Below are 22,625 nucleotides of genomic sequence, written 5' to 3'. Positions count from 1 at the left end.
GGGAAGGCTATGCCTTCCCCCTTGTCGTTGGGAACCCGGGCCTTTGGCCCGTTTGCGCCGGCGACCGGGCTCACGCCGCGTCGGCTTGCGGCTCCGGTTCGGCCGGGCTCAGGATCAGACCGGCCTCGCCCGCCGTGACCCGGACCGTGGCGCCGTCCTTGACCGTGCCGCGCAACACGTCCTCGGCCAGCGGGTTCTGGATATGGCGCTGGATCACCCGCTTCAACGGCCGGGCGCCATAGACCGGGTCATAGCCGGTCTCGGCCAGCCAGTCGCGCGCGCTGTCGTCGAGGTCGAGCCGGATCTTGCGACCGTCCAGCAAACGCTGCACGCGCGCCACCTGGATATCGACGATGCCGTGCATCTGGTCGCGGCCCAGGCGGTGGAACAGGATGATCTCGTCCAAGCGGTTGAGGAATTCGGGCCGGAACGACGCCCGAACCACCTCCATCACACCGCCGCGGGCGTCCTCCACATCGGCGCCGTCGGGCAGCGCGGCGATCAGGTCGGAGCCCAGGTTCGAGGTCAGGATGATCAAGGTGTTGGAGAAATCCACCACATGGCCCTGGCCGTCGGTCAGCCGGCCGTCGTCGAGCACCTGCAGGAGCACGTTGAACACGTCGGCATGGGCCTTTTCCACCTCGTCGAACAGGATCACCTGGTAGGGCCGGCGCCGCACCGCCTCGGTCAGCACGCCGCCCTCCTCATAGCCCACATAGCCCGGCGGCGCGCCGATCAACCGCGCGACCGCGTGCTTTTCCATGAACTCCGACATGTCGATGCGCACCATCGCCTGTTCGTCGTCGAACAGGAAATCGGCCAGGGTCTTGGTGAGTTCGGTCTTGCCAACGCCCGTGGGGCCCAAGAACAGGAACGAGCCCAAGGGCCGGTTGGGGTCTTGAAGCCCGGCGCGCGCCCGGCGCACGGTGTGCGACACCGCCTCAATGGCCTCGCGCTGGCCGACCACCCGGAGGCCCAGTTCCTCTTCCATGCGCAACAGCTTGTCACGCTCGCCCTCCAGCATCTTGTCGACCGGCACGCCGGTCCAGCGCGACACGATGTGGGCGATATCCTCTTGCGTGACCTCTTCGCGCAACAGGCCGCCCTCGGCCTCGCGCGATGCCTGCTTGGCCTCGCCGAGGCGCCGCTCCAGGTCGGGGATCACGCCATAGCTCAATTCGCCCGCCCGGGTCAGGTCGCCGCGCCGCTGCGCCTGTTCAAGCTCGGACCGGGCCTGGTCGAGTTCTTCCTTGAGCTTCTGGTCGCCCTTGATCTTGTCGCGCGCCGCCTGCCATTGGGCGGTCAGTTCGGCCGAGCGCTGCTCCAGGTCGGCCAATTCCTTTTCCAGCGTTTCCAGGCGTTCCTTCGACGCCGCGTCGCTCTCCTTGCGCAGCGCTTCGCGCTCGATCTTGAGCTGCATGATGCGCCGGTCGAGGGTCTCGATGGCCTCGGGCTTCGAGTCCACCTGCATGCGCGTGCGGCTCGCCGCCTCGTCCATCAGGTCGATCGCCTTGTCGGGCAGGAACCGGTCGGTGATGTAGCGATCCGACAGCGTCGCCGCCGACACCAAGGCCGCGTCGGTGATGCGGATACCGTGGTGCAGTTCGTACTTCTCCTTCAGCCCGCGCAGGATCGAGATGGTGTCGACCAGCGTCGGTTCGTGCACCTGCACCGGCTGGAAACGCCGCTCCAGCGCCGCGTCCTTCTCCACATGCTTGCGATACTCGTTGAGCGTGGTGGCGCCGATGCAGTGCAATTCGCCACGCGCCAGCGCCGGCTTGAGCAGGTTCGACGCGTCCATGGCACCGTCGGCCTTACCGGCACCGACCAGCGTGTGCATCTCGTCGATGAACAGGACGATATTGCCCTCGCCCGCGGTCACCTCTTCGAGCACGCCCTTGAGCCGTTCCTCGAACTCGCCGCGATACTTGGCGCCGGCGATCAGCGCGCCCATGTCGAGCGCCATGATCCGCTTGTCGCGCAGGCCGTCGGGCACATCGCCATTGGCGATGCGCAGCGCCAGCCCCTCGGCGATCGCGGTCTTGCCGACGCCGGGCTCGCCGATCAGCACCGGATTGTTCTTGGTCCGGCGCGACAGCACCTGGATGGTGCGGCGGATCTCGTCGTCGCGGCCGATCACCGGGTCGAGCTTGCCGTCGGCCGCCGCCTGGGTCAGGTCGCGGGCATATTTCTTGAGCGCGTCATAGCTGTCCTCGGCCGACCGGCTGTCGGCGGTGCGCCCCTTGCGCAGCCGCTCGATCGCCTGGTTGAGCGATTGCGGCGTCACCCCGGCGGCCTTGAGCGCACGGCCCGCCTCGGTCTGGGCGTCCATGGCAACGGCCAGCAACAACCGCTCGGCGGTGACGAAGCTGTCGCCGGCCTTGGCAGCCAGTTGCTCGGCCTGGTCGAACAGCCGCGCGGTCGCCGGTTCCAGATAAAGCTGCCCCGCACCGCTGCCTTCCACGCGCGGCAGCTTGTCGACCGCCAGATCGACGGCCTGGCGCGCCTCGTCGGCACGGCCGCCGGCGTCGGCGATCAAATTGGTGGCGAGCCCCTGATCGTCGGCCAACAGGGTGGCCAGGATATGTTCGGGGGTGAATTTCTGGTGGTTGCGGCGCAGCGCCAGTTGCTGCGCCTCTTGGATGAGCCCCTGACAGCGCTCGGTATACTTCTCGATATTCATGGCGTCTCGACCCCTTGCTCGGCGCGGCACCCCATGGTGGCGGCGATGCCCGCGCCCGGTTCGACAGGTGGTCCGGCCTTGTCAATTTGGAGTGGCGCGGGGCAGGACCCGCCCGGGCCGGACCTCTGAAGAGATGGGTGTTGCGAATAGGCAACACAAGGTTTCGAGAGCGTTTTTTGCCCGCCGCGGAGCGCCGCTCAGCTAGGCGACAGCAGCTTGAGCCCGACGATGCCGGCGACGATCGCCGCGATGCAGGCAAGCCGCCCGGCTTCGGCGGGTTCGTCGAACAAGACCATACCAAGCGCCGCCGTGCCGACCGTGCCGATGCCGGTCCAGACCGCATAGGCGGTACCCAGCGGCAGCGCCCGCAGGGCCAGGCCGAGCAGCGCGAAACTGACCGCCATTGTGGCCAGCGTCCAAAGCGTCGGCCACAAGCGCGTGAACCCGTCGGTGAATTTTAGGCCTACAGCCCAGGCCACTTCAAACAGGCCGGCGACGAAAAGCACCACCCACGCCATGACCGCCTCCCGGAATGGCGATGGGGTCGTCCCCATCCGATTTGCCAACGCGCCGGGGTCGTCCCCGGGCGGATTGCGGCCCCGTGTCGATCCCGATGGAACCGGCGGCGACGGGACCAGCGGCGACGCGCGGCGGATGCCGCCACACCGCCCCCAACGGGGCGAGACACCGCGTCGACGGGCCAGTGGTGCCCGGCACTGCGAGAGAGCCAAGCCACCGCGAACCGTAAAGGGTCAGGCGACGGCTTCACCCCCGCCGAGGTTGAGGTGCGGTTGCTCGGCGCCGGCGGACTGGTCGGCAGCGGGCGCTTCGCTGGCCTGGGTGTCGCCGGCCGGTGCCTCCTGGGCGCCGCCATCGACCGACAGCGCCTTGCGCGGCCGCCCCGGACGGCGCTTGCGCGGCGCGGCATCGTCCGCCGCGTCGGCAGCCGGCGCCGCATCGGCCCGCGGACCGTTGGCCATTTCGCGCTGGGCACGCCGTTCTTCGGGCTGGCCGGCCTCGGTATCGCCCCCGGTTTCGGCCGGCTGCGGACGCCGGCGCCGGCGCGGCTTGGGCTGGTCGGCCGCACCGGCATCGCGCTCGGCATCGCCATCGGCTTGGCGCTCGCCCTGGCGCTCACTTTGGCGTTCGGCGGCGGGACGCTCCCCGCCCCGCGGGCGACCGCCGCCGCGTCCGGGCTGATCCGCGTCGCGGTCGTCGAACAAGCCGGTGGACAGGCCATTCCGCTCATTCAGCACGCGTTGATAGTGGTCGGAATACTGAAAGTAGTTTTCCGCCTCGATCCGATCGCCGGCCTGCAGGGCGTCCTCGCCCAGCGAGCGATACTTCTCCATCAACTGCTTGGGGTTACCCTTGACCCGGCTGTCGATCCGCGCGGCCGTGTTGGACCGTTTGTTGCTCGGGCGCTTATTGTTAGACTTCGCACGCACGCGGCGGGCATTTTGTCCGTTATTCATGAAACAGAGCCACTCTGGTTTTTGGAAGCAGTGTTCCGGGCCGTCGAGCCGCCCGCGGCCCGCCGAATGGGCGGTAAAGCGCGGTGTTGGATCATCTGATCATCAACGAAGCGGCGGGAATGATGCCCGCTTGGGCGTTGGCCTCGGCGGGCACCCTAGCGATTTTCACCCCCGCTGCCAACGGTTTTCGGTCTCCCAGAAACCGATTCTGGACCGTTTTTCAGGGCGCCCGCATGGCCACGGCGCGCGCCACCCCGGCCAGATCCGGCTCGATCCCGGCGGGCATCAGGCCGGCGGCCCTGAACAGCGCCTCGACCGCCGCCGCCTGCCCCGCCCCCACTTCGAGCACGCACACGCCGCCCGGTGCCAGCCGGTCGGGCACCAAGGCGGCGAGCCGGCGATAGGCGTCAAGCCCGTCCGCCCCGCCGTCGAGCGCACCGCGCGGCTCATGGTCGCGCACCTCGGCGGCCAGCCCGGCAATCTCGGCGCTGGGGATGTAGGGCGGGTTGGACACGATCACGTCGAAGCGCGCCGCCGCCGCCTCGGCGGGGGGAAACCAATCGGCCTCGACCCAGGAAACCCGACCGGACAGGCCCAAGGTGGCGGCGTTCGCGCGCGCCACGGCCAGCGCCGCGCCGCTGCGGTCAATGCCCAGGCCAAGGGCGTCAGGCCATTCGCTGAGCAGGGCCAACAACAGACAGCCGCTGCCGGTGCCCAGATCGCAAACCCGGCGAGCCCGCCCGCCCGGCACCCGGTCGAGGGCCGCGGCGACCACCGTTTCGCTGTCCGGGCGCGGCGTCAGCACGTCCGGGCCGACGACGAAATCGAGCCCCCAGAACTCGCGCCGGCCGACGATCTGCGCCACCGGCACGCGCGCGGCGCGGCGGGCCACACAGGCGTCGAAGGCGGCGGCCCGGTCCCCGGGCACCGGCCGCTCGGTGTCGAGCAGCAGGGCCAGCCGCTCGGTGCCCAGGACATGGGCCAACAGCACCTCGGCGTCGAGCCGCGCGGTGTCGATACCCGCCGCGTTCAGCCGCCGGGCGGCGTCGCGCAACAGCGCCTGCGCGCGCACCGGTGCCGGCGTCGGCCGGTCGCTCACCCGCCCTGTTCCAGATGCGCCAGGCGCGCCGCCTGGTCCTCGGCCATCAGCGCATCGACCACATCGGCCAAGCCCGGCCCGGCGACGATCTGGTCGAGCTTGTGCAGGGTCAGGTTGATGCGGTGGTCGGTGACCCGGCCTTGGGGGAAATTGTAGGTGCGGATGCGTTCCGACCGGTCGCCCGAGCCCACCTGGGCGCGGCGCGCGTCGGCGCGTTCGGCCTCCACCTTGGCGCGTTCGGCGTCGAACAGCCGGGCGCGCAGCACCCGCATGGCCTTGTCCTTGTTTTTGTGCTGGGACTTTTCGTCCTGCTGCTGGACGACGATCCCGGTGGGGATGTGGGTGATGCGCACCGCCGAGTCGGTGGTGTTGACCGACTGACCGCCGGGACCTGAGGCGCGGAACACGTCGATGCGCAAGTCCTTGTCGTCGATCGACACGTCGACCGCTTCGGGTTCGGGCAACACCGCGACGGTCGCCGCCGAGGTGTGGATACGCCCGCCCGACTCGGTCGCCGGCACCCGCTGCACCCGGTGCACGCCGGACTCGAACTTGAGCTTGGCGAACACGCCGCGCCCGGCGATGTTGGCGACCACCTCCTTAAAGCCGCCCACCTCTCCCGGCGAGGCCGACAGAAGCTCCACCTTCCAGCCCTGTTCGCCGGCATAGTTGGTGTACATGCGGAACAGGTCGCCGGCGAACAACGCCGCCTCATCGCCGCCGGTGCCGGCGCGGATTTCCAGGATCGCCGGGCGGTCGTCGGCGGCGTCCTTGGGCAACAGCAGCAGCTTCAACTCGCCTTCGAGCGCCTCGTGGCGATCCCGGGCGGCGCGCAGTTCCTCATGCGCCAGGTCGCGCATCTCGCCGGTTTCGGTCTCGGCCATGGCCTTCAAGTCGACGATTTCAGCCGCCGTTTCGCGCAGACGCCGGGCGCAGGCGACCACCGGGTCCAGATCGGACAATTCCTTGGACAATTGCGCGAACGACGCGCCGTCGCCGGCCGCCGCCGGGTCGTTCAACCGGTGCTGAAGTTCGTCGTAGCGGTCGAACAGGGTCTGTATTTTCTCGTCGGGGATCATCGGGCCTGGCCTTCAGCTTGAGCCCTCATCGGGCGACACGGGGGACGATACGGGCGGGAGACAATGCGGGCGGGGCGGCCCGGTCCCTAATGCCCGGTCTGGCCCGCCGTGTCGGCCAGCAGCACCGCCGCCAAATCGTCGAGCGCCACCCGGCGCTGCTCGCCGCTGTCCAGGTCGCGCAGGCTGGCGCCACCCTCGGCCAGTTCGTCGTCGCCAAGGATCACCGCCCAGCGCGCGGCGCGCCGGTTGGCCCGGTTGAGCCGCTTCTTGAGATTGCCGCGATAGTCGACCTCCAGCCGGACGCCGCGGGCGCGCAGGTCGCGCGCGATCACCTGGGCGCGGTCGGCCGCCGGCTCGCCCATGGGGATCAGGAACACCGGGCGCGCCGGCTCGGGCGCCTGGTCGAGCAACAGGCCCAGCCGCTCGATCCCCGCCGCCCAGCCGACGCCGGGCGTCGACGGCCCGCCCATCTGTTCGATCAGCCCGTCATAGCGGCCGCCAGCGAGCACCGTGCCCTGGGCGCCAAGCGCGGTGGTGATGAACTCGAACGCGGTGTGGGCGTAATAGTCGAGCCCGCGCACCAGCCGCTGGTCGTAGGTATAGGGAATGCCCAAGCGGCCGAGGCCGGCGCACACGGTCTCGAAGAACGCCACCGCCGCCGGGGTCAGATGGTCGGCGAAGCGCGGCGCGTCTTCGACCAGCGCCCGGTCGCCCGCGTCCTTGCTGTCAAGGATGCGCAGCGGGTTGCGCTCCAGCCGGGTCCGGCTGTCGTCGCTCAGCCGGTCCTTGTGCTGGCTGAAATAGTCGACCAGCGCGGCGCGGTAGGACTGACGGCTTTCCGGGTCGCCGAGCGTGTTGACATGCAGCACGGTGGCTTGGGCCAGGCCGAGCTCGGTCAGCAACTGCCAGGCCATGGCCAGCAGTTCGATGTCGGCCTGCGGGCTGGGGTCGCCGATGATCTCGGCGTCGATCTGGTGGAATTGCCGATAGCGGCCCTTTTGCGGGCGCTCGTGGCGGAACATCGGGCCGTGGCCATAGAGCCGCACGGTGCCTTGGGCGGCCATGCCGTTGGACAGATAGGCGCGCGCCACCCCGGCGGTCATCTCCGGGCGCAGGGTGATCTCGTCGCCCGAGCGGTCCTCGAAGGTGTACATCTCCTTGGTGACCACGTCGGAGGTGTCGCCAAGGGTGCGCTTGAACACCTCGGTGAACTCGAACACCGGGGTCGCGATCTCGTCGAAGCCGTAGGTTTCGGCGACGCGAGCGAAGGTGCGGCGCACATGGGCCATGCGCCGGGCGTCTTCGCCGAAGATGTCCCGGGTGCCGCGCACGGGTTGCAGTTTGGACATGGGCCTACTCGGATACGGGAGAAACGGTCGGGGCTGTGCTAACCGATCCGCCCGGCGGTGTCGAGACGAGGGACGCCCCGATGCAAAGGCCACCCGCCGATCAGAATTCGAGCCGGAAGGTGATGCCCGAGGTATGGGCGGTGAAGTCGTCGGCATATTCGATGTCATAGTCGATCGACAGCGAGCCGTAGCCCGACTGGAACACCACGCTGGCCCCGCCGAGCAGGGTGGTCTCGTCACCGATCCGGCCTTCGAGCGTGAACGGGTCGCCGCCATTGAAGCGCGCCACCGTGCGCACCGGGTCGTCTTCCAACTCGGTCAGGATACCGCCGCGCAGCACCGGGATCACCTTGGTGGTGCGCGACCATTGGAACTCGGCATCGAGCACCGCCCGCGCGCCGACCCGGAACGAGGTGGTGTCGCGCCCGTCGACGGTCAACACGGTGAGATTGTCGGGGTCGTTGTCGTTGCCGTCGACGCTCAGGCGCTCGGTATAGCCGTCCTCGTCGAGCTTGGTGTAGAAGGCGTCGCCGCTCAGGGTCAGGCCGAACCGGCCCAGTTGCGCGCGGTAGCCGATGCGGCCGCTGCCGAGCAACTGGGTGGCGTTCCAGTCGCTGTCATAGACCCGGTTGAGGTTGCCCGCGGTCACCTCGCGGCTGTTCTCATAGTCGTTGAGGCCGATGCCGCCCATGGCGTCGATGAAGAAGCCGCCGAGCGAATAGCTGCCATAGAGGGTGAACTGGCTGCTCGACCCGAACAGGTCGCCGTCGGCGGTCACGTCCTCCTTGGTCTCGGAGAAGATCTGCGTGAAGCTGACCCCCAACGCGTCGAGGCCGAAGAACGGGAAGTCGACGCCGACCGCGAAACCCAGGGCATAGCCGTCATAGCCCGGCCGGTTGTCGAGCCCGTCGCGGTCCATCAATTGCAGCAATTGCTGGCCCCACAGGCCGAAGCGTCGCTCGCGGTCGCGGCGCAGCACGCGCTCGTCGGCGGACATCGGCTGGTCGGTGTCGAACTGCGCGGCGGCGTAGCGGTCGAAACCGCGCACCGCATCCAACCGGCGGGCCACCGCGCCATAGCCCATGGCCTGGCCCATCAGCGCCGCCGTCCGCACCGCGCCGGTGTATTGCGGCGACAGCTGGTCGAGCGCGGTGCCCAGCCCGGCGGCGTCCTCGATCCCGCCGATAGCGAGCCCCAAGGCCGCGTCGTCGGCGGTCGCCGGCAACACCGCGTCCAGCACCAGCCCTTGGGAGGGATTGATATCCAGATCGGCGTTGCTGCGCCGGTTGACCGAGACCAACAACGCGTCGCGCGTACCTTCGGCCAGGGACAGGCTGGTCTCGAACAACAGGTCGGTGACGTTGGAACTGAAATCGACCGCGGCCAGATCGCCGGTGAAATCGATGGTGTCGGCGGTGGACAGCACATACTGCGCGCCGTCGACGGGCAGATTGTCGAACGCCACCGACACGTCGAGCGCGTCGCTGGTGGTCAACCGGCGCCCGGCATCAAGCGTCGCGGCGGTGCCGTCCTCGGTGAACACGGCCACCGACAGGCGCGACTCGCCCAACAATTGCGCCTCGGCCACCTGCGCGCCGGTGCGCCCGGTAAGCCCGAGCGATGCCCCGTCAACCAGCAGGGAGGTGTCGGTGCCGCCCACCAGCGTGCCGCTGAACACCGCGTCGTCGGTCAGGGCGACGCTGTTCTGGCCGCTGCCCAGGTCGACGCTTCCCAACAGGGTCGAACCGCTGACGCGCACCGTGTCGTTGCCGGCGCCGAAGGTGAACCGGCCGCTGGCCTGCGAGCCGCGCACCTCGCCCTCGGCGTCGCCGGTGCCGGCCAGGGTGGTCAGGGTGAAGCTGTTATCGCCAGCGCCGAAGTCGATCCGCCCAACGGACGTGGCGCCGGTAAAGGTCACCTCGTCGCCGCCCGAGCCCAGCACCACGTCGCCGCGGATCTGGGCGGCGCCGAAGGTGAACGCGCCATCTTCATCGTCGTCGTCGGTCCCGAAGAAGCGCCCGGTGTTGGCCACGGTCACGCCGGTGGTATTGGCCGACAGGTCGATGGCCACCGGGCGGGTGTCGCCGGCGCCGGTCAACTCGGCCCGGATCGTGCCGCGGTTGACCAGTTCGCTCAGCGTGCCGCTGCGGTCGACGATGGCGACCGCCTCGGTGGCCGCACCGGTGGCGGCGACCGCCAATTGGCCGTTGTTCTCCAGACGGGGCAGCACGCCGCCTTCCAGCACCTCGACGCCCACGGCACGGCCGGCCGTCTCGCCGCTATTGGCGATCTCGACCAGCATGTCGCCATTGTTGAGCAGTCGGTTCATGGCGCCATTGTCGTCGATCTGCACGGCGGTGGCGCTACCATCGGCCGCCGCCGCCGTGGTGCGGCCCACATTGGTATAGCCACGACCGAGGTCGGCGGCAGCGCGAACCGCGATGCTGCCGTCGCCCGACGCACTGACGGTGCCCTCGTTGCGGAATGCGCCGTCGATGTCGGCGGCCACATCGATGGCGACGCTGCCCGCCCCCGACACGGCAATGGTGCCGGCGCCGCCATTGGTCAGGTCGCCGGTGAACCCGCCGTCGCCGTGGATGGCGATGCCCCGGTTGGCGCCGCTGACCGGATTGTCCTGGGTGGCGACCACCCGGATCGTGCCGGTGTTCTTGATGCCGCTGGTGATGCCGTCAGCGCCGGTATCCACGTCGATCACCACCGCGTCGGGGAAGCCCGAGCTTTCGATGGTGCCGGCATTGCTGAGCAGATTGTCGGAATCCAGGAACACCGCCGTTGCCGTGTCCACGGTGATCCGACCGCTGCTGAGCACGCTCAAATCGCCCGGGCCGGTGCCGTCCAGGTCGGAGGTGCGCACCGGCTCTTCACGCGCGCCGTCGACCTCCAGGTCATCGGCGGCGGCGGGGTGCAAGGCGGCCCCGGCAGCGACACAAACGGCAAGAACGGAGACGGCGCGGCGGCGGGCGACACCGCAGCGAGAGAAGACGGCAGCCATGCGGCGGGTCCTTTCGCAGATCAAAACCGCCGTCTTCGCTAAACGATCCGAGCCCGCGGCGAAACCCCCAAAGCCATCGACCCCGGGGGCGCCGCCCAACGGGTTTCGCCACAGAATCCGGCGTCGGACCGAAAGACCCGGCCCCGGTTCGCGCTTGCGCCCGCGCCGGAACCCACCGGAGGCCGCGCGCTTGGGCCCGCACTTGAGCTGGCGCTTGCGCTGGTGCTTGCGCTTGAGCTGGTGCTTGGGCGCCGGGTCGAGAGTGCCGGTTACTCGGCCGCCTCGACGCCGCCCTGGGCTTCGGCGCGCGCCGCCTCGATCTCGGCGGCCTTTTTCTCGACCAAATCGACGATATGGTCGACCAGCTTGTCGTCCTTCACCTTATGGTCGGTGACGCCCGACAGATAAACCATATGGTTGCCGTTGCCGCCACCGGTCAGGCCGATATCGGTCTCGCGCGCTTCGCCCGGCCCGTTGACCACACAGCCGATGATCGACAGCGACATGGGCGTGGCGATGTGCGACAGCCGCTCTTCCAGCACCTCCACCGTCTGGATCACCGGGAATGCCTGGCGCGCGCAACTGGGGCACGAAACGATGCGCACGCCCCGGTGGCGCAGCCCCAGGGACTTGAGCATCGAATAGCCGACCTTGATCTCTTCGACCGGGTCGGCCGACAGCGACACCCGGATGGTGTCGCCGATGCCCGACCACAGCAGCATCCCGAGCCCGATCGACGACTTGACCGTGCCGTCGCGCAGCGCGCCCGCCTCGGTGATGCCCAGATGCAGGGGATAGTCGCAAGCATCGGCCAGTTGCGTATAAGCCGCCACGCCCAGGAACACGTCGGACGCCTTGCAACTGATCTTGGTCTCGAAGAAATCGGCGTCTTCCAGCACCTTGATATGTTCGAGCGCGCTTTCGACCATCGCTTCGGGGCACGGCTCGCCATACTTCTCCAGCAAGTGCCGCTCCAGCGACCCGGCGTTGACGCCGATGCGGATCGAACAGCCATTGGCCTTGGCCGCACGCACCACTTCCTGCACCCGGTCGTGGCTGCCGATATTGCCCGGATTGATGCGCAGGCACGCCGCACCATTGTCGGCGGCTTCCAGCGCGCGCTTGTAGTGGAAGTGGATGTCGGCGACGATCGGCACCTTGGCCTGGGCGGTGATCTCCTTGAGCGCGGCGGTCGACTCCTTGTCCGGGCACGACACCCGCACGATGTCGGCGCCGGCCTCTTCCAACCGCCGGATCTGCTCCATGGTCGCCTTGACGTCATGGGTCAGGGAGGTGGTCATCGACTGCACGGTGATCGGCGCATCGCCGCCGACGGGCACGTCGCCCACATAAATCTTGCGGCAGTCGCGGCGATGGATATCGCGATAGGGCCGAACCGACATGGTCTGATCAACTCCCGTATTCCAGACGAAGAAGGTCTCGATTACCACTCGCGGTAACACGCCACCATGACGGTTTCAAGAAGACCGTCCGGAGCTTGGGCACCGGCGAGCAGGCGGTGGGCGCACACATGAGCCGTTCGGCCCGGGCGGTCAAGCGCGCTGTTGCGAGCGCACCGCACCAACGGCCACACGGCGCGCCCGGTGCGAGCGCCCTTTGGTCATCGGTCCAGCCCTGGCCCATGACCGAGCCCACCCAAAAAACCCCACCCTTGCCAATGAGTTGCGAGAGGCTGACACTGGATTGATCGCCACAAGACCGCCGACCGAACCGCCCAACGCGCTGGCAAGCCCGCGACCCCCGACACCCCGGCCCGGCCGCTCAGCTTGCCGGCTCGCCGTGCCGAGAGCCGACACCATGGCGATGTGCGGTCGGTCAGCGCAGGGCGATCTGGGCCAATGATTGCAGGGAGTCGCGGTCGAGCGCCACGTCTTCAAGCACCTTGCCGTAGCCGCCGAGCTCCCGATAGACCTCGTCGCCGCGTCGCACGACCAACGCCTGAGCGTTGGATACGGTCAGCGCGCGGCCGTCCTCCACCGGCACAAGCCGGCGCTGGCCGGGCTTGAGAAGGCCGGAGAACAGATCGGCCTGTTCGGTGCCGGTCACCTGGACCCAGACCGCATCGGTCGCTTCGAGCAGCCAAACATCGTCGCCGGGCGTCAGGGACACAGCCGGACGATCCGCGGTCGCAGCCGACAACGGCCGGGCCGCCGACGCCGCGGCGCCGCGATCCGCACCCGACGCCCCCGGCGCGACGACCGCGCCCCGGTCAGCGCGCGCCGCCATGGCGCTGTCCCGGGTGAACGCCGAACGGGGCGGGGCGAGCACGCGCTGCACCGCCGGCGTCGCCATAGGCTCCGCCGCCGCAGTGGCGTGCGCCGGTTGCACGGTCGCCCGGTCGCGTCGTCCGGCGGTCTGGAGATCGGCCGGACGCGGCTCGACCGGACGGCGATCGACGGCGGGTTCGAAGCCGGCCGAGGACGCCACCGTCACCTCGCCGCCGCCGGCGGTGCGCGCCTGAGCGCCGTCGCCATCGTCCTTGACGACGCCGAAGTAAAGCATCACCGCGGCCGCCATGCTGCTGGCCAGCACCGCGAAGCCCGGCATCGGCCGGCGCGGTGCTTCCGGCTCTTTGAAGGTGAGTTGGGTCGGCATGGTCGCCATGGCCCGTTCCGCCTTGTACTGGTCGGCCAGGGCGGTCACGTCGAGGCCGAGCCAGCCGGCATAGGCGCGCACGAAGCCAAGCGCGAAGGCGGCGGCCGGCAAGTCGTCGCAGCGACCGTCTTCAAGGGCGGATAGCTGACCGCGGCGAATGTTCAGGGCCGCGGCCACCTGCTCAAGGCTTAGACCGGCCCCAAGCCGGGCGCGACGAAGCTGATCGCCCACGGACGGCATATCAGCGGCTGACGGCTGGCTTGTCCAATCCGATTGATCTTGTGTCATCCGTCTTGCACACCCTTCTGTTCCCGACAGTCAATGCCGATCCGCCCGATTTTATTGTTATCCAGCACAACCGCGACGTTCAGCATCGAACCCGATCTCGCGGTGTGTAGTTAAGCGGCAACTTCGCAACATTAACACCGGACACGAGCATTAGAAAGGAGAGATTATCCCACGAATTCGTTAACAATCCGGCACTAACCCGACTTGACCGGCCGGCTCTACAGTGTCGGCAACGCCACATCGTGGTCATGGGCGTAGGCGCGCAACACCGGGCGGAGACTATGGTCGGTGGTGTCGCCGAGACTGGCGAGGAAGGTACTCACCTGGCCCAGATCGACCGAGCGGATCATCCGCTTGATCGGCCCGATGGCCGCCGCCGACACCGACAAGCGCCGCACGCCGACGCCGAGCAGCGCCAGCGCTTCGAGCGGCCGCCCGCCCATCTCGCCGCACACGGTGACCGGCACGCCGACCGCGTCGCAAGCATGGACGATCTCGCGCAAGAAATTCAACACCGCCGGGCACAACAGATCGTAGCGATCGGCAAGTCGACCGTTGGACCGGTCGCAGGCGTAAAAGAACTGCAACAAATCATTGGTGCCGATGGAGATGAAATCGGTCTCGCGCAACAATGCCGGCAATTGCCAGGCGAGCGCCGGCACCTCCAGCATCGAGCCCACCTCCACGCGCACCGGCTGCGGCCGGCCGCGCGCTTCCAGGCGCCGCACTTCCTTGTCGACGATGGCGCGCGCGGCGCGAAACTCGGCCACGTCCGAGACCATCGGGAACATCAACCGCACCACCCGGCCCTCGCCGGCGGCAAGCAGCGCGCGCACCTGGTGGCGCAACAGCGCCGGCCGGTCGAGCGCGATGCGGATCGCGCGCCAGCCCATCACCGGGTTCTCTTCTTCGAAGCGCGGCAGGAACGGCACCGGCTTGTCGCCGCCGATGTCGAGGGTGCGGAACACCACCGGCCGGTCGCCGGCGGTGTCCAGCACCTTGGCATAGAGGTCGCGCTGGGCGGTGTGGCGCGGCAGCGTCGAGCCGACCATGAACTGAAACTCGGTGCGGAACAGGCCGATGCCGGCGGCGTTGGTCTCTTCCAGGTGCGGCAGGTCGATCAGCAGGCCGGCGTTCATCAGCAATTCGATCGGCACGCCGTCGCGGGTCACCGCCGGCAGGTCGCGCTCGGCGGTGTATTCGGCGAGCCGCCGGCGGCGGGTGTCGAGCGCCTGCTGGAAGGTCTCGCGCACCTCGTCGCTGGGGCGCAGATAGGCGTGGCCCTCGGCGGCGTCCAGGATCACCCGTTCGCCCGCCTCCACATGGCCGAGCGCACCCTCCACATTGCCGAGCACCGGCAGCCCCATGGCACGCGCGACGATGCTCATATGGGCGGTCGGCGCGCCGTCCTCCAGGATCACCCCGGCCAGACGGTCGCGGTCATAGTCCATCAACTCGGCCGGGCCGAGCGTGCGCGCCACCAACACCGCCGCCTCGGGCAACAGGTCATAGGCCGCGGTGCGCTGGCGCCCGGTCAGGATGCGGATCAGCCGGTGCGAGATGTCGTCCAGATCCTGGATGCGCTGGCGCAGATAGGGGTCTTCGGACTGGCTCAGCCGGCTGCGGTTTTGCTGCTGCACCCGTTCGACCGCCGCCTCGGCCGACAGGCCGGACAGGATCGCGTCCTCGATGCGCCGCTGCCAGCCCTTGTCATGAGCGAACATGCGAAAGGTTTCGAGGATCTCGCGGTGCGCGCCGCCGCCGGGGTCCATGGCCCGGATCATCGCGTCGAAGTCCTGCTTCAACTGGTCGAGCCCGGCCGACAGCCGGTCGCGTTCGGCCTCCACGTCGTCGGCCAAGAGCCGGGTGATCTGCACCCGGGGTTCGTGCAGCACCGCCGTGCCGATGGCGATGCCGGCCGACAGCACCCGGCCGTCGAGGGTCACCGGCGCGCCGAGCGCGGCAGCGGCGTCGTCCTGCAATTCCGACGGCTCCACCAGGTCGCCCGAGCCGAGCAGTTCGGCGAGCACCATGGAGACGGTCTGCAACGCCTCCACCTCCTCGTCGGCATAGCGCCGGCGGGCGATGTTCTGCACCACCAGGACGCCGTGCACCCGGCCCGAGCGGATGATCGGCACGCCCAACAGCGAATGATAGAGCTCCTCGCCGGTCTCGGGGCGATAGGCGAAGCGCGGATGCTCGGACGCCTCCGACAGCTTCAAGGGCGCCGCCTGCTGGGCGATCAGACCGACCAGCCCCTCGCCGACGCGCAGCCGGGTGTTGTGCACCGCTTCGGCCTTGAGCCCCTCGGTGGCGAACAGTTCGAGGATGTTGCCGGCGCGCGTCAGATAGACCGAGCACACCTCGGCGACCATGTTGCGCGCGATCACGCCGACCAGCTTGTCGAGCCGCTCCTGCGCCGAGCCCTGCCCCGCCATCACCTGGTGGAGTTGGCGCAGCAACAAACGCGGACGGCTCGGCAGATCTGTCAAGGCGTCGGTTCCTCTTGCCGGGTGGACAGGCCGGCCGCGGCCGGCGCGGATGCCGCGCGCCCGCGCGGCGGGACCCTGGGGCGTCGTCAGGCCGCCGGCTCACGGGAAGCCGGCCGCCCGCGGGCCCGGTTTACGACAGATTGGCCGCCTGCACCAAATGGGCACAAGCCTGGTCGACCAAATCGGCCATGATCTCGGCCATCGGCTGCTCGGCCTTGACCAGCCCCACGGACTGGCCGGCCATCAGCGAGCCGGTTTCCACATCGCCGTCGACCACCGCGCGGCGCAGCGCCCCGGCCCAGAAATGCTCGATCTCCAACTGCCCCGCCGCCTGGTCCATCTCGCCGGCCTCGACCTTGGCCGCCACGTCGCGCTGCACGGCCATGAACCGCTCGGTGCCGGCGTTCTTGAGCGCCCGCACCGGAATGACGGGGAAGCGCGGGTCCAGTTGCACCGACGCCACCGCGTCGCGCGCCGAGCCGCGGATGAACGCCTTCTTGAACGCCGGATGGGCGGTGCTTTCGGTGGCGCAGACGAACCGCGTGCCCAACTGGCAGCCGGCCGCCCCCATCTCCAGATAGCCGGCGATCGCCTCGCCCCGGCCGATGCCGCCGGCGACGAACACCGGCACGTCGCGCACATGGGGCAGGATCTCCTGGGCCAGCACGCTGGTCGACACCGGGCCCACATGGCCGCCGGCCTCGGTGCCCTCGATCACCAGCGCGTCGACGCCCGAGCGCACCAGCTTCTTGGCCAGCGCCAGCGCCGGCGCGAAGCAGATCAGCTTGGCGCCGCCCTGCTTGATCCGTTCGATGGCGCCGCCCGACGGCAGCCCGCCGGCGAGCACGATGTGGCTCACGTCGCGCGCGTTGCACACGTCGATCAACGCGTCGAGCTGGGGGTGCAGGGTGATCAGATTGACCCCGAACGGCCGATCGGTCAGCGCCCGGGTGGCGTCGATTTCCTCGGCCAGCCGCTCGGGCTCCATGCCGCCACAGGCCAGCACGCCGAAGCCACCGGCGTTCGAGATCGCCGACACCAAATGGCGCTCCGACAGCCAGGTCATGGCACCGCCGAGGATCGCATAGCGGGTGCCCAGAAATTCGGTCCCGGTCCGCCACAGGGCATCGAGCCGGGCGCGCGCACCCGCACCGGCCCGGTCGTCCGCCATCACCGCCACGTCGCTGTCAACTGCCGCCATAGGGTTCCTCCTTCGCATCCAGGCCATAGGCGGCGTGCAACGCCCGCAACGCCAGTTCCAGATAATCCGCCTTGATCAAGACCGACAGCTTGATTTCCGAGGTCGAGATCACATCCACATTGATCGCCCGTTCGGACAGCGTCTTGAACATGGTCTCGGCGACGCCCGAGTGGGATTTCATACCCAGGCCGATGGCCGAGATCTTGACCACGCCACGGTCGGCGATCAGGTCCTTGTAACCGATCTCGTCGCGCGCCGCTTCCAGCAGCGACACCGCGCGGTCCAGGTCGGTCTCGGGCACGGTGAAGGTGACATTGGCCACCTCGCCCACCTTGGCCGAGGTCTGGACGATCATGTCCACATTGATGCCGGCTTGCGACAGGGGCGAGAAGATCGCCGCCACCACACCGGGGCGGTCGGGCGCGTGCATGACGCTGATGCGCGATTCATTCAACGAATAGGCCAGCCCGCTGACCACTTCCTGTTCCATGATGTCCCCCTCGGGCACCACCAGCGTGCCCGGCCGATCGTTGAAGCTGGACAGCACCTGAAGCCGGACCCCGTGCTGCATCGCCATGGCGACCGACCGGGTCTGCAACACCTTGGCGCCCTGGCTGGCCATTTCCAGCATTTCCTCGAACGAGATCCGGTCGAGCTTGCGTGCCTTGGCGACGATCCGCGGGTCGGTGGTGAACACCCCGTCCACGTCGGTGTAGATGTCGCAACGGTCGGCGCCCAACGCCGCCGCCAGCGCCACCGCCGAGGTGTCCGAGCCGCCGCGCCCCAGGGTGGCGATCCGGCCGTTGGCATCGACGCCCTGAAAGCCCGCCACCACCGGCACCACGCCGGCGTCGATCGACGCGAGCAGGGCCGCGGGGTCGATGGTGTCGACGCGCGCCGAGCCGTGATGGCCGAGCGTGCGCACCGGCACCTGCCAGCCGGTCCACGACCGCGCCGGCACGCCCAGGCGTTGCAGGGTCAGCGCCAGCAGCCCGGTCGAGATCTGCTCGCCCGCCGCGACCACGCTGTCATATTCGCACATCTCGGCCGGGTCGCCATCGCCGGCGGCGGCCGCCCGGCACAAGCCCACCAACCGGTCGGTTTCGCCGGCCATGGCCGACGCCACCACGGCGACCCGGTCGCCGGCATCGACCGAGCGCTTCACCCGTTCGGCAACCGCGGCGATGCGCTCCAGGTCCGCAACCGATGTCCCACCGAATTTCTTTACCACCAACGCCATAGAGCCGTCCTTGCAGGCTGTCGCGACCACAACGCGGACAGGATGCGCCCTTGCCGAGCATGACCGTCGCACGTCATAAAGCCAGACTAGGGCACACACAAGGCCGGACCCGGCAGAACCAAGACACGAGGCGCCGGACGCCCGAACAGCAGCCGACCGCCCGCCGGCACCGACACCGGGCGTCAGCGACCACCAGACCGTCAGCGAAAAGAAGGATCAGCGACCATGGGCAGCACCGTCGAACGCCGCGAAGTGGAGGCCTTCGGCCGCATCGCCGGGCAATGGTGGGACCCGGACGGGCCGATGGCGCCGCTGCACAAGCTCAACCCGGCGCGCCTGACGTTCATCCGCGACCGGGTCGGCGACCATTGCGCCTGCCCGCGCGGCACCACCGCGCCGTTCGAGGGCCTGCGCATCCTTGACGTGGGCTGCGGCGGCGGCATCGTCACCGAGCCGATGGCCCGGCTCGGCGCCCGGGTCACCGGGCTCGACGCCTCAAGCGAGGTGATCGGCGCGGCGCGCGCCCACGCCCAGGCCATGGGGCTGAAGATCGACTATCGCAACATGACCGCCGAGGCGCTGGCCGAGGCGGGCGAACAGTTCGACGTGGTGCTAGCGCTCGAAATCCTTGAGCATGTGGCCGATGTGGACGCCTTCGTGGCGGCGCTGCGCGCGCTCACCCGGCCCGGCGGCGCGGTCGTCGTATCGACGCTGAACCGCACCGCCAAGGCGTTCGCGCTCGGCATCGTGGCGGCGGAGTATGTGCTCGGCTGGGTCGACCGCGGCACCCACGACTGGCGCAAGTTCATCCGCCCCGACGACCTGGCCGCCGCGCTGACCGACGCCGGCTTCTGCCACCCCGAATGGCGCGGCCTCAGCTATGACCCGCTCGGCGACCGGTGGCGGCTCAGCAACGATCTCAGCGTCAACTATATGGGCATCGCCGCCGGCTGAGCGGCCGCTCTAGCCGCCCGCCGCAACGACGGCCGGCACGGCATACGGACACCTGATGCAACCGCCGGGCGGCCGGCGGCGCCGCAGCCGGGGCCGCACCACACGCGTCGCTGTGCGGTTGACGGGCGCTTTGCCCACCAAGGCGCCGGCGCCCCGGCGTCGGTGGTCCACCCAGGCATCCACGCCCGGCATCCCCCTGGCATCGACGGTGCCCATCACAGGCCAGAGGGCTAAGGCCGGCGATCCGGCGGTCAGACGATCAGGCGTCGGCCTTGCGGCGCGGCGGCGTCGGCAGCGGCGTCAGTTCAATGCCTTCGTCCATCAGGTCGGCGGCTTCCGCGGTGGTCGCTTCGCCATAGATGCCGCGCGGCGTCGTCTCGCCATAGTGCATGGCGCGCGCTTCCTCGGCGAACCGGTCGCCCACATAGTCGCAATGGGCCTCCACATGGGCGCGCACACGGTTGAGCACCTGGTCGAGCTCGCGGCGCAGCGGGTCCGGCAACTCGGGCGCGCCGGCGGCCATGTCGCAGATCTCGCCGGCGGCCGCCATGGCGGCATCGGCCGACACCGGGCGCGAGCGGGCGATGTTCGGCGCGGTCAATGCCTTCTCCACATGGGTATCGCCGCATTCCGGGCAGACGATCTGTCCGGCCTTGTGCTGTTCGTCATGGGCGGCCGCCGAGCGGAACCAGGCTTCGAACCGATGGCCGGATCGGCAGACCAAATCAAAAACGATCATCTTTCTCGTCCTTCATGCCTCCGAAGAGGCTTTTCGTCGGGCGTCTCATCGGCCGCCGCCGGGCCGCCGGCCGCCGGCGTGCCGGGCGCAGCCTGTCCCGCGACACCTTCTACACGCACCGCGCGCGCATGGGTCAAGGCCGGTATGCGTCCGCGGGCCTGGTCCACCGCCGCCAGATCGAGCGCAACCAGATGCACCCCCGGCGTGGTCTCGGGCTCGGCAGGGCCGGCGTCCAGCAGCACCGTGCCCCAAGGGTCGACCACCAGGCTGTGACCGTAAGTGGCGCGGCCGTCGGCGTGGCGCCCGGCCTGGGCCGGGGCGACCACAAAGCAACCGGTCTCGATCGCCCGGGCGCGCAGCAACACATGCCAATGGGCCCGCCCCGTGGGCACCGTGAACGCCGCCGGCACGGTCAAGATCCGCGCCCCCGCCTCGGCCAGCCCCCGATAGAGCGCCGGAAAGCGCAGGTCATAGCAAACCGACAGCCCCAGGGTGGCAAACCCTGCGTCGGCCACCACCGCCCGGTCCCCCGGCCGGTACAGGCGCGACTCGGCATACCGTTCGCCATCGCTTAGGCTAACGTCGAAAAGATGAACCTTGTCATAACGGGCCCGGATCGTGCCGTCGGGACCGACCAAGAACGACCGGTTGGCGAGCCGCTGCCGACCATCGTCGCCGGTGCCCGCGCGCACCGCCATGCTGCCGATCAGCAGCGTCACCCCCAAGGCCGCCGCGTGCCGGCACAGCCGCGCCAGATGCGGATCCTCGTCCTCGTCATGGGTGTGGGCCAGCAGCCGCTTGGGGTCGCTGTCCAGACACACGGTCATCTCAGGGGTGGCGATCCACTGGGCGCCGCGCGCCGCCGCCTCGCCCATCAAGCGGCAAACCAGCGCCGTATTGGCTTCGGGCTCGATGCCGGCGGTCATCTGGATCAGCGCCACAGTCACCGAGCTGGCCGCCCGGTCGTCGCCGCCCGCCGGGCTCAACGCCGCCCTCCCGACACCGGCTGAGGCCAAACCGTCCGCCGCCGCGGCTCAAGCTTCAAGCAAGGCATCCAGCTTGCCCGCCCGGTCGAGCGCCACCAACTCGTCGCACCCGCCCACATGCTCGCCACCGATGAAGATCTGCGGCACCGTGGTCTTGCCCCCCGCCCGCTCGATCATTTCCGGGCGCCGACGCGGCTCCATATCGATGGGGATTTCCTTGAAGCCGACATTCTTGGCCCGCAGCAGCTTCTTGGCGCGCGCACAAAAACCGCAGAATTCCTTGGTATAGATCTCGACATCCGCCATCACGGTCCTCCTGACAACTGAAGCCGGCGGCCGCTCGCCCCCACGCGCCGGCCGCCCCAGACCGCTCTATATGTCCGGCGCGCGCGGCAAAACAACCCGTGCCACCGTTACCACGTCCACAGCCGCAGCGCCCGCGCGACACAGGCAGCGCGCGCATGCCTCCGCCGTCGCCCCGGTGGTCAGCACATCGTCGACCAGCAAGACCCGCAGCCCGGCGACCACCTCGGCACCGTCGCGCGGGTGCAGCGCGAACGCCCCGGCCACATTGCGCCGCCGCTGCCCGGCGTTCAGCCCGCCTTGGCTCGGCGTCGCCCGGCGCCGCACCAGAAGGTCGCCCCGCCACGCCCGGCCGGTGCGCCGCGCCAGCGCTCCGGCCAGCAAGGCCGCCTGATTGTACCGGCGCCGAAACAGCCGCCGGTGATGGAGCGGAACCGGCACGATCAACCCGGCGTCGTCGAGCAAGTCGCCCCCAGCGCGCGCCAGGTGCGCGGCCAGCACCGGCCCCAGATCGGTCCGGTCGCCATGCTTGAATGCCAACAACAGGCCGCGACTCGCGTCGTCATAAACCAGCGCCGCACGCGCCCGATCAAAGGTCGGCGGCCGGGCGTGGCAGGCGGCACACCAGGCGTCGGCCGGCTGGGCCAGTTCGAACGGCCACCCACAACGCGCACACACCGACCCGGCGATGGGACTAAGCGCCTGAAAACAAACTCCGCACAGCCCCGGCGCCACGGTCTCGGCCCCGCACGCGGCGCACCGGTGTGGCAACACCATATCCAGCAACCGCGCCGACCACGTCCCGGCCACGATCTTGGTTGGCTTCGTCCAGCGGCTCATTGGCACAGTCTAACCCAGATCGGCGCAGCCTGTGGGACAGCTATGACGGAACCGTCACCAAGCGCCGGCGTGCGCGCCTGCAACGCAGACAAGCGCGCCCGGCAGCGTCGGGATCGTTTCGCGCTCGGATGCGTTCCCGGTCCGCCCCTGGCTTTTCCCGGCCCTATCTTTATGGCCATTCGCGTTGTTTTCTTGCTGGTTAAGCAAATTTTATATATTCTCTAACCATGTAGCGTCACGGGGTCGACTCCGCCACGGCCCCGGTTCG

The 22,625-nt window shown here is 69.3% G+C and carries 17 protein-coding genes; 1 reads left to right on the top strand and 16 read right to left on the bottom strand.

Annotated elements, in window-relative coordinates; all coding sequences use genetic code 11:
- Positions 1-70: 70 nt before the first annotated feature.
- The 12 genes from clpB to EV659_RS07705 all read right to left on the bottom strand — a co-directional run bounded on the left by clpB (position 71) and on the right by EV659_RS07705 (position 18,535).
- On the bottom strand, positions 71-2,683 hold the full coding sequence (gene clpB, locus EV659_RS07760; RefSeq protein ID WP_132708295.1) for an ATP-dependent chaperone ClpB: 2,613 nt from the start codon (positions 2,681-2,683) through the stop codon (positions 71-73).
- 197 nt (positions 2,684-2,880) lie between these two features.
- Complete coding sequence (gene sugE / locus EV659_RS07755; RefSeq protein ID WP_132708294.1) at positions 2,881-3,201, bottom strand: quaternary ammonium compound efflux SMR transporter SugE; 321 nt, start codon at positions 3,199-3,201, stop codon at positions 2,881-2,883.
- 234 nt (positions 3,202-3,435) lie between these two features.
- The gene (locus tag EV659_RS07750) at positions 3,436-4,131 is read right to left on the bottom strand and encodes a DUF4167 domain-containing protein (protein ID WP_184409791.1); all 696 of its coding nucleotides are present in this window, start codon (positions 4,129-4,131) and stop codon (positions 3,436-3,438) included.
- A gap of 247 nt (positions 4,132-4,378) precedes the next feature.
- Positions 4,379-5,257, bottom strand: a complete 879-nt coding sequence (gene prmC / locus EV659_RS07745) for a peptide chain release factor N(5)-glutamine methyltransferase (protein WP_207894064.1) — start codon at positions 5,255-5,257, stop codon at positions 4,379-4,381.
- On the bottom strand, positions 5,254-6,336 hold the full coding sequence (gene prfA / locus EV659_RS07740) for a peptide chain release factor 1 (RefSeq protein ID WP_132708292.1): 1,083 nt from the start codon (positions 6,334-6,336) through the stop codon (positions 5,254-5,256). Before prfA ends, prmC begins: the two co-directional genes overlap by 4 nt.
- Positions 6,337-6,422: 86 nt before the next feature.
- Entirely contained in the window at positions 6,423-7,685 is a 1,263-nt protein-coding gene (hisS, locus tag EV659_RS07735; RefSeq protein ID WP_132708291.1) for a histidine--tRNA ligase, read from the bottom strand.
- A gap of 100 nt (positions 7,686-7,785) precedes the next feature.
- On the bottom strand, positions 7,786-10,698 hold the full coding sequence (locus EV659_RS07730; RefSeq protein WP_132708290.1) for an autotransporter outer membrane beta-barrel domain-containing protein: 2,913 nt from the start codon (positions 10,696-10,698) through the stop codon (positions 7,786-7,788).
- 269 nt (positions 10,699-10,967) lie between these two features.
- The gene (ispG, locus tag EV659_RS07725; protein ID WP_132708289.1) at positions 10,968-12,101 is read right to left on the bottom strand and encodes a flavodoxin-dependent (E)-4-hydroxy-3-methylbut-2-enyl-diphosphate synthase; all 1,134 of its coding nucleotides are present in this window, start codon (positions 12,099-12,101) and stop codon (positions 10,968-10,970) included.
- A 433-nt stretch (positions 12,102-12,534) separates the two neighbouring features.
- Positions 12,535-13,554, bottom strand: a complete 1,020-nt coding sequence (locus EV659_RS07720) for a helix-turn-helix domain-containing protein (protein WP_242463678.1) — start codon at positions 13,552-13,554, stop codon at positions 12,535-12,537.
- Positions 13,555-13,820: 266 nt separating this feature from the next.
- Positions 13,821-16,094 (bottom strand): phosphoenolpyruvate--protein phosphotransferase, encoded by a 2,274-nt coding sequence (gene ptsP / locus EV659_RS07715; protein WP_200288076.1) that lies wholly within the window; start codon positions 16,092-16,094, stop codon positions 13,821-13,823.
- 130 nt (positions 16,095-16,224) lie between these two features.
- Positions 16,225-17,295: an NAD(P)H-dependent flavin oxidoreductase gene (locus EV659_RS07710; RefSeq protein ID WP_200288074.1), complete on the bottom strand. Its 1,071-nt coding sequence runs from the start codon at positions 17,293-17,295 to the stop codon at positions 16,225-16,227.
- Positions 17,282-18,535 (bottom strand): aspartate kinase, encoded by a 1,254-nt coding sequence (locus tag EV659_RS07705; protein ID WP_132708287.1) that lies wholly within the window; start codon positions 18,533-18,535, stop codon positions 17,282-17,284. Before EV659_RS07705 ends, EV659_RS07710 begins: the two co-directional genes overlap by 14 nt.
- 225 nt (positions 18,536-18,760) lie before the next feature.
- Here EV659_RS07705 and ubiG point away from each other — a divergent pair, with 225 nt between their 5' ends.
- Positions 18,761-19,489, top strand: coding sequence for a bifunctional 2-polyprenyl-6-hydroxyphenol methylase/3-demethylubiquinol 3-O-methyltransferase UbiG (ubiG, locus tag EV659_RS07700; RefSeq protein ID WP_132708286.1), 729 nt, complete (start codon positions 18,761-18,763; stop codon positions 19,487-19,489).
- Between the two features lie 259 nt (positions 19,490-19,748).
- Here ubiG and EV659_RS07695 read toward each other — a convergent pair whose 3' ends face one another.
- The 4 genes from EV659_RS07695 to EV659_RS07680 all read right to left on the bottom strand — a co-directional run bounded on the left by EV659_RS07695 (position 19,749) and on the right by EV659_RS07680 (position 22,357).
- Positions 19,749-20,228 carry a DUF1178 family protein gene (locus EV659_RS07695; RefSeq protein WP_132708285.1) on the bottom strand — a complete coding sequence of 160 codons (480 nt, stop codon included), beginning with the start codon at positions 20,226-20,228 and terminating at the stop codon, positions 19,749-19,751.
- On the bottom strand, positions 20,225-21,214 hold the full coding sequence (locus EV659_RS07690) for a carbon-nitrogen hydrolase family protein (RefSeq protein ID WP_200288072.1): 990 nt from the start codon (positions 21,212-21,214) through the stop codon (positions 20,225-20,227). Before EV659_RS07690 ends, EV659_RS07695 begins: the two co-directional genes overlap by 4 nt.
- 48 nt (positions 21,215-21,262) lie before the next feature.
- On the bottom strand, positions 21,263-21,520 hold the full coding sequence (gene grxC, locus EV659_RS07685) for a glutaredoxin 3 (RefSeq protein ID WP_132708284.1): 258 nt from the start codon (positions 21,518-21,520) through the stop codon (positions 21,263-21,265).
- 66 nt (positions 21,521-21,586) lie between these two features.
- Positions 21,587-22,357, bottom strand: coding sequence for a ComF family protein (locus EV659_RS07680; RefSeq protein ID WP_132708283.1), 771 nt, complete (start codon positions 22,355-22,357; stop codon positions 21,587-21,589).
- Between the last annotated feature and the right edge of the window lie 268 nt (positions 22,358-22,625).

The sequence above is a fragment of the Rhodothalassium salexigens DSM 2132 genome (assembly GCF_004341375.1).
In the GTDB taxonomy this organism is placed as follows: Bacteria; Pseudomonadota; Alphaproteobacteria; order Sphingomonadales; family Rhodothalassiaceae; genus Rhodothalassium; species Rhodothalassium salexigens.
The sequence above is the reverse complement of the archived record's forward strand: the minus strand, read 5'-3'. Positions and strand labels throughout refer to the sequence as shown.

Coding starts and splice junctions, on each gene's coding strand:
- clpB (WP_132708295.1), bottom strand. CDS start 2,683: ATGAATATCGAGAAGTATACCGAGCGCTGTCAGGGGCTCATCCAAGAG.
- sugE (WP_132708294.1), bottom strand. CDS start 3,201: ATGGCGTGGGTGGTGCTTTTCGTCGCCGGCCTGTTTGAAGTGGCCTGG.
- prfA (WP_132708292.1), bottom strand. CDS start 6,336: ATGATCCCCGACGAGAAAATACAGACCCTGTTCGACCGCTACGACGAA.
- hisS (WP_132708291.1), bottom strand. CDS start 7,685: ATGTCCAAACTGCAACCCGTGCGCGGCACCCGGGACATCTTCGGCGAA.
- EV659_RS07730 (WP_132708290.1), bottom strand. CDS start 10,698: ATGGCTGCCGTCTTCTCTCGCTGCGGTGTCGCCCGCCGCCGCGCCGTC.
- ispG (WP_132708289.1), bottom strand. CDS start 12,101: ATGTCGGTTCGGCCCTATCGCGATATCCATCGCCGCGACTGCCGCAAG.
- EV659_RS07720 (WP_242463678.1), bottom strand. CDS start 13,554: ATGCCGTCCGTGGGCGATCAGCTTCGTCGCGCCCGGCTTGGGGCCGGT.
- EV659_RS07710 (WP_200288074.1), bottom strand. CDS start 17,295: ATGGCGGCAGTTGACAGCGACGTGGCGGTGATGGCGGACGACCGGGCC.
- EV659_RS07705 (WP_132708287.1), bottom strand. CDS start 18,535: ATGGCGTTGGTGGTAAAGAAATTCGGTGGGACATCGGTTGCGGACCTG.
- ubiG (WP_132708286.1), top strand. CDS start 18,761: ATGGGCAGCACCGTCGAACGCCGCGAAGTGGAGGCCTTCGGCCGCATC.
- EV659_RS07695 (WP_132708285.1), bottom strand. CDS start 20,228: ATGATCGTTTTTGATTTGGTCTGCCGATCCGGCCATCGGTTCGAAGCC.
- grxC (WP_132708284.1), bottom strand. CDS start 21,520: ATGGCGGATGTCGAGATCTATACCAAGGAATTCTGCGGTTTTTGTGCG.
- EV659_RS07680 (WP_132708283.1), bottom strand. CDS start 22,357: ATGAGCCGCTGGACGAAGCCAACCAAGATCGTGGCCGGGACGTGGTCG.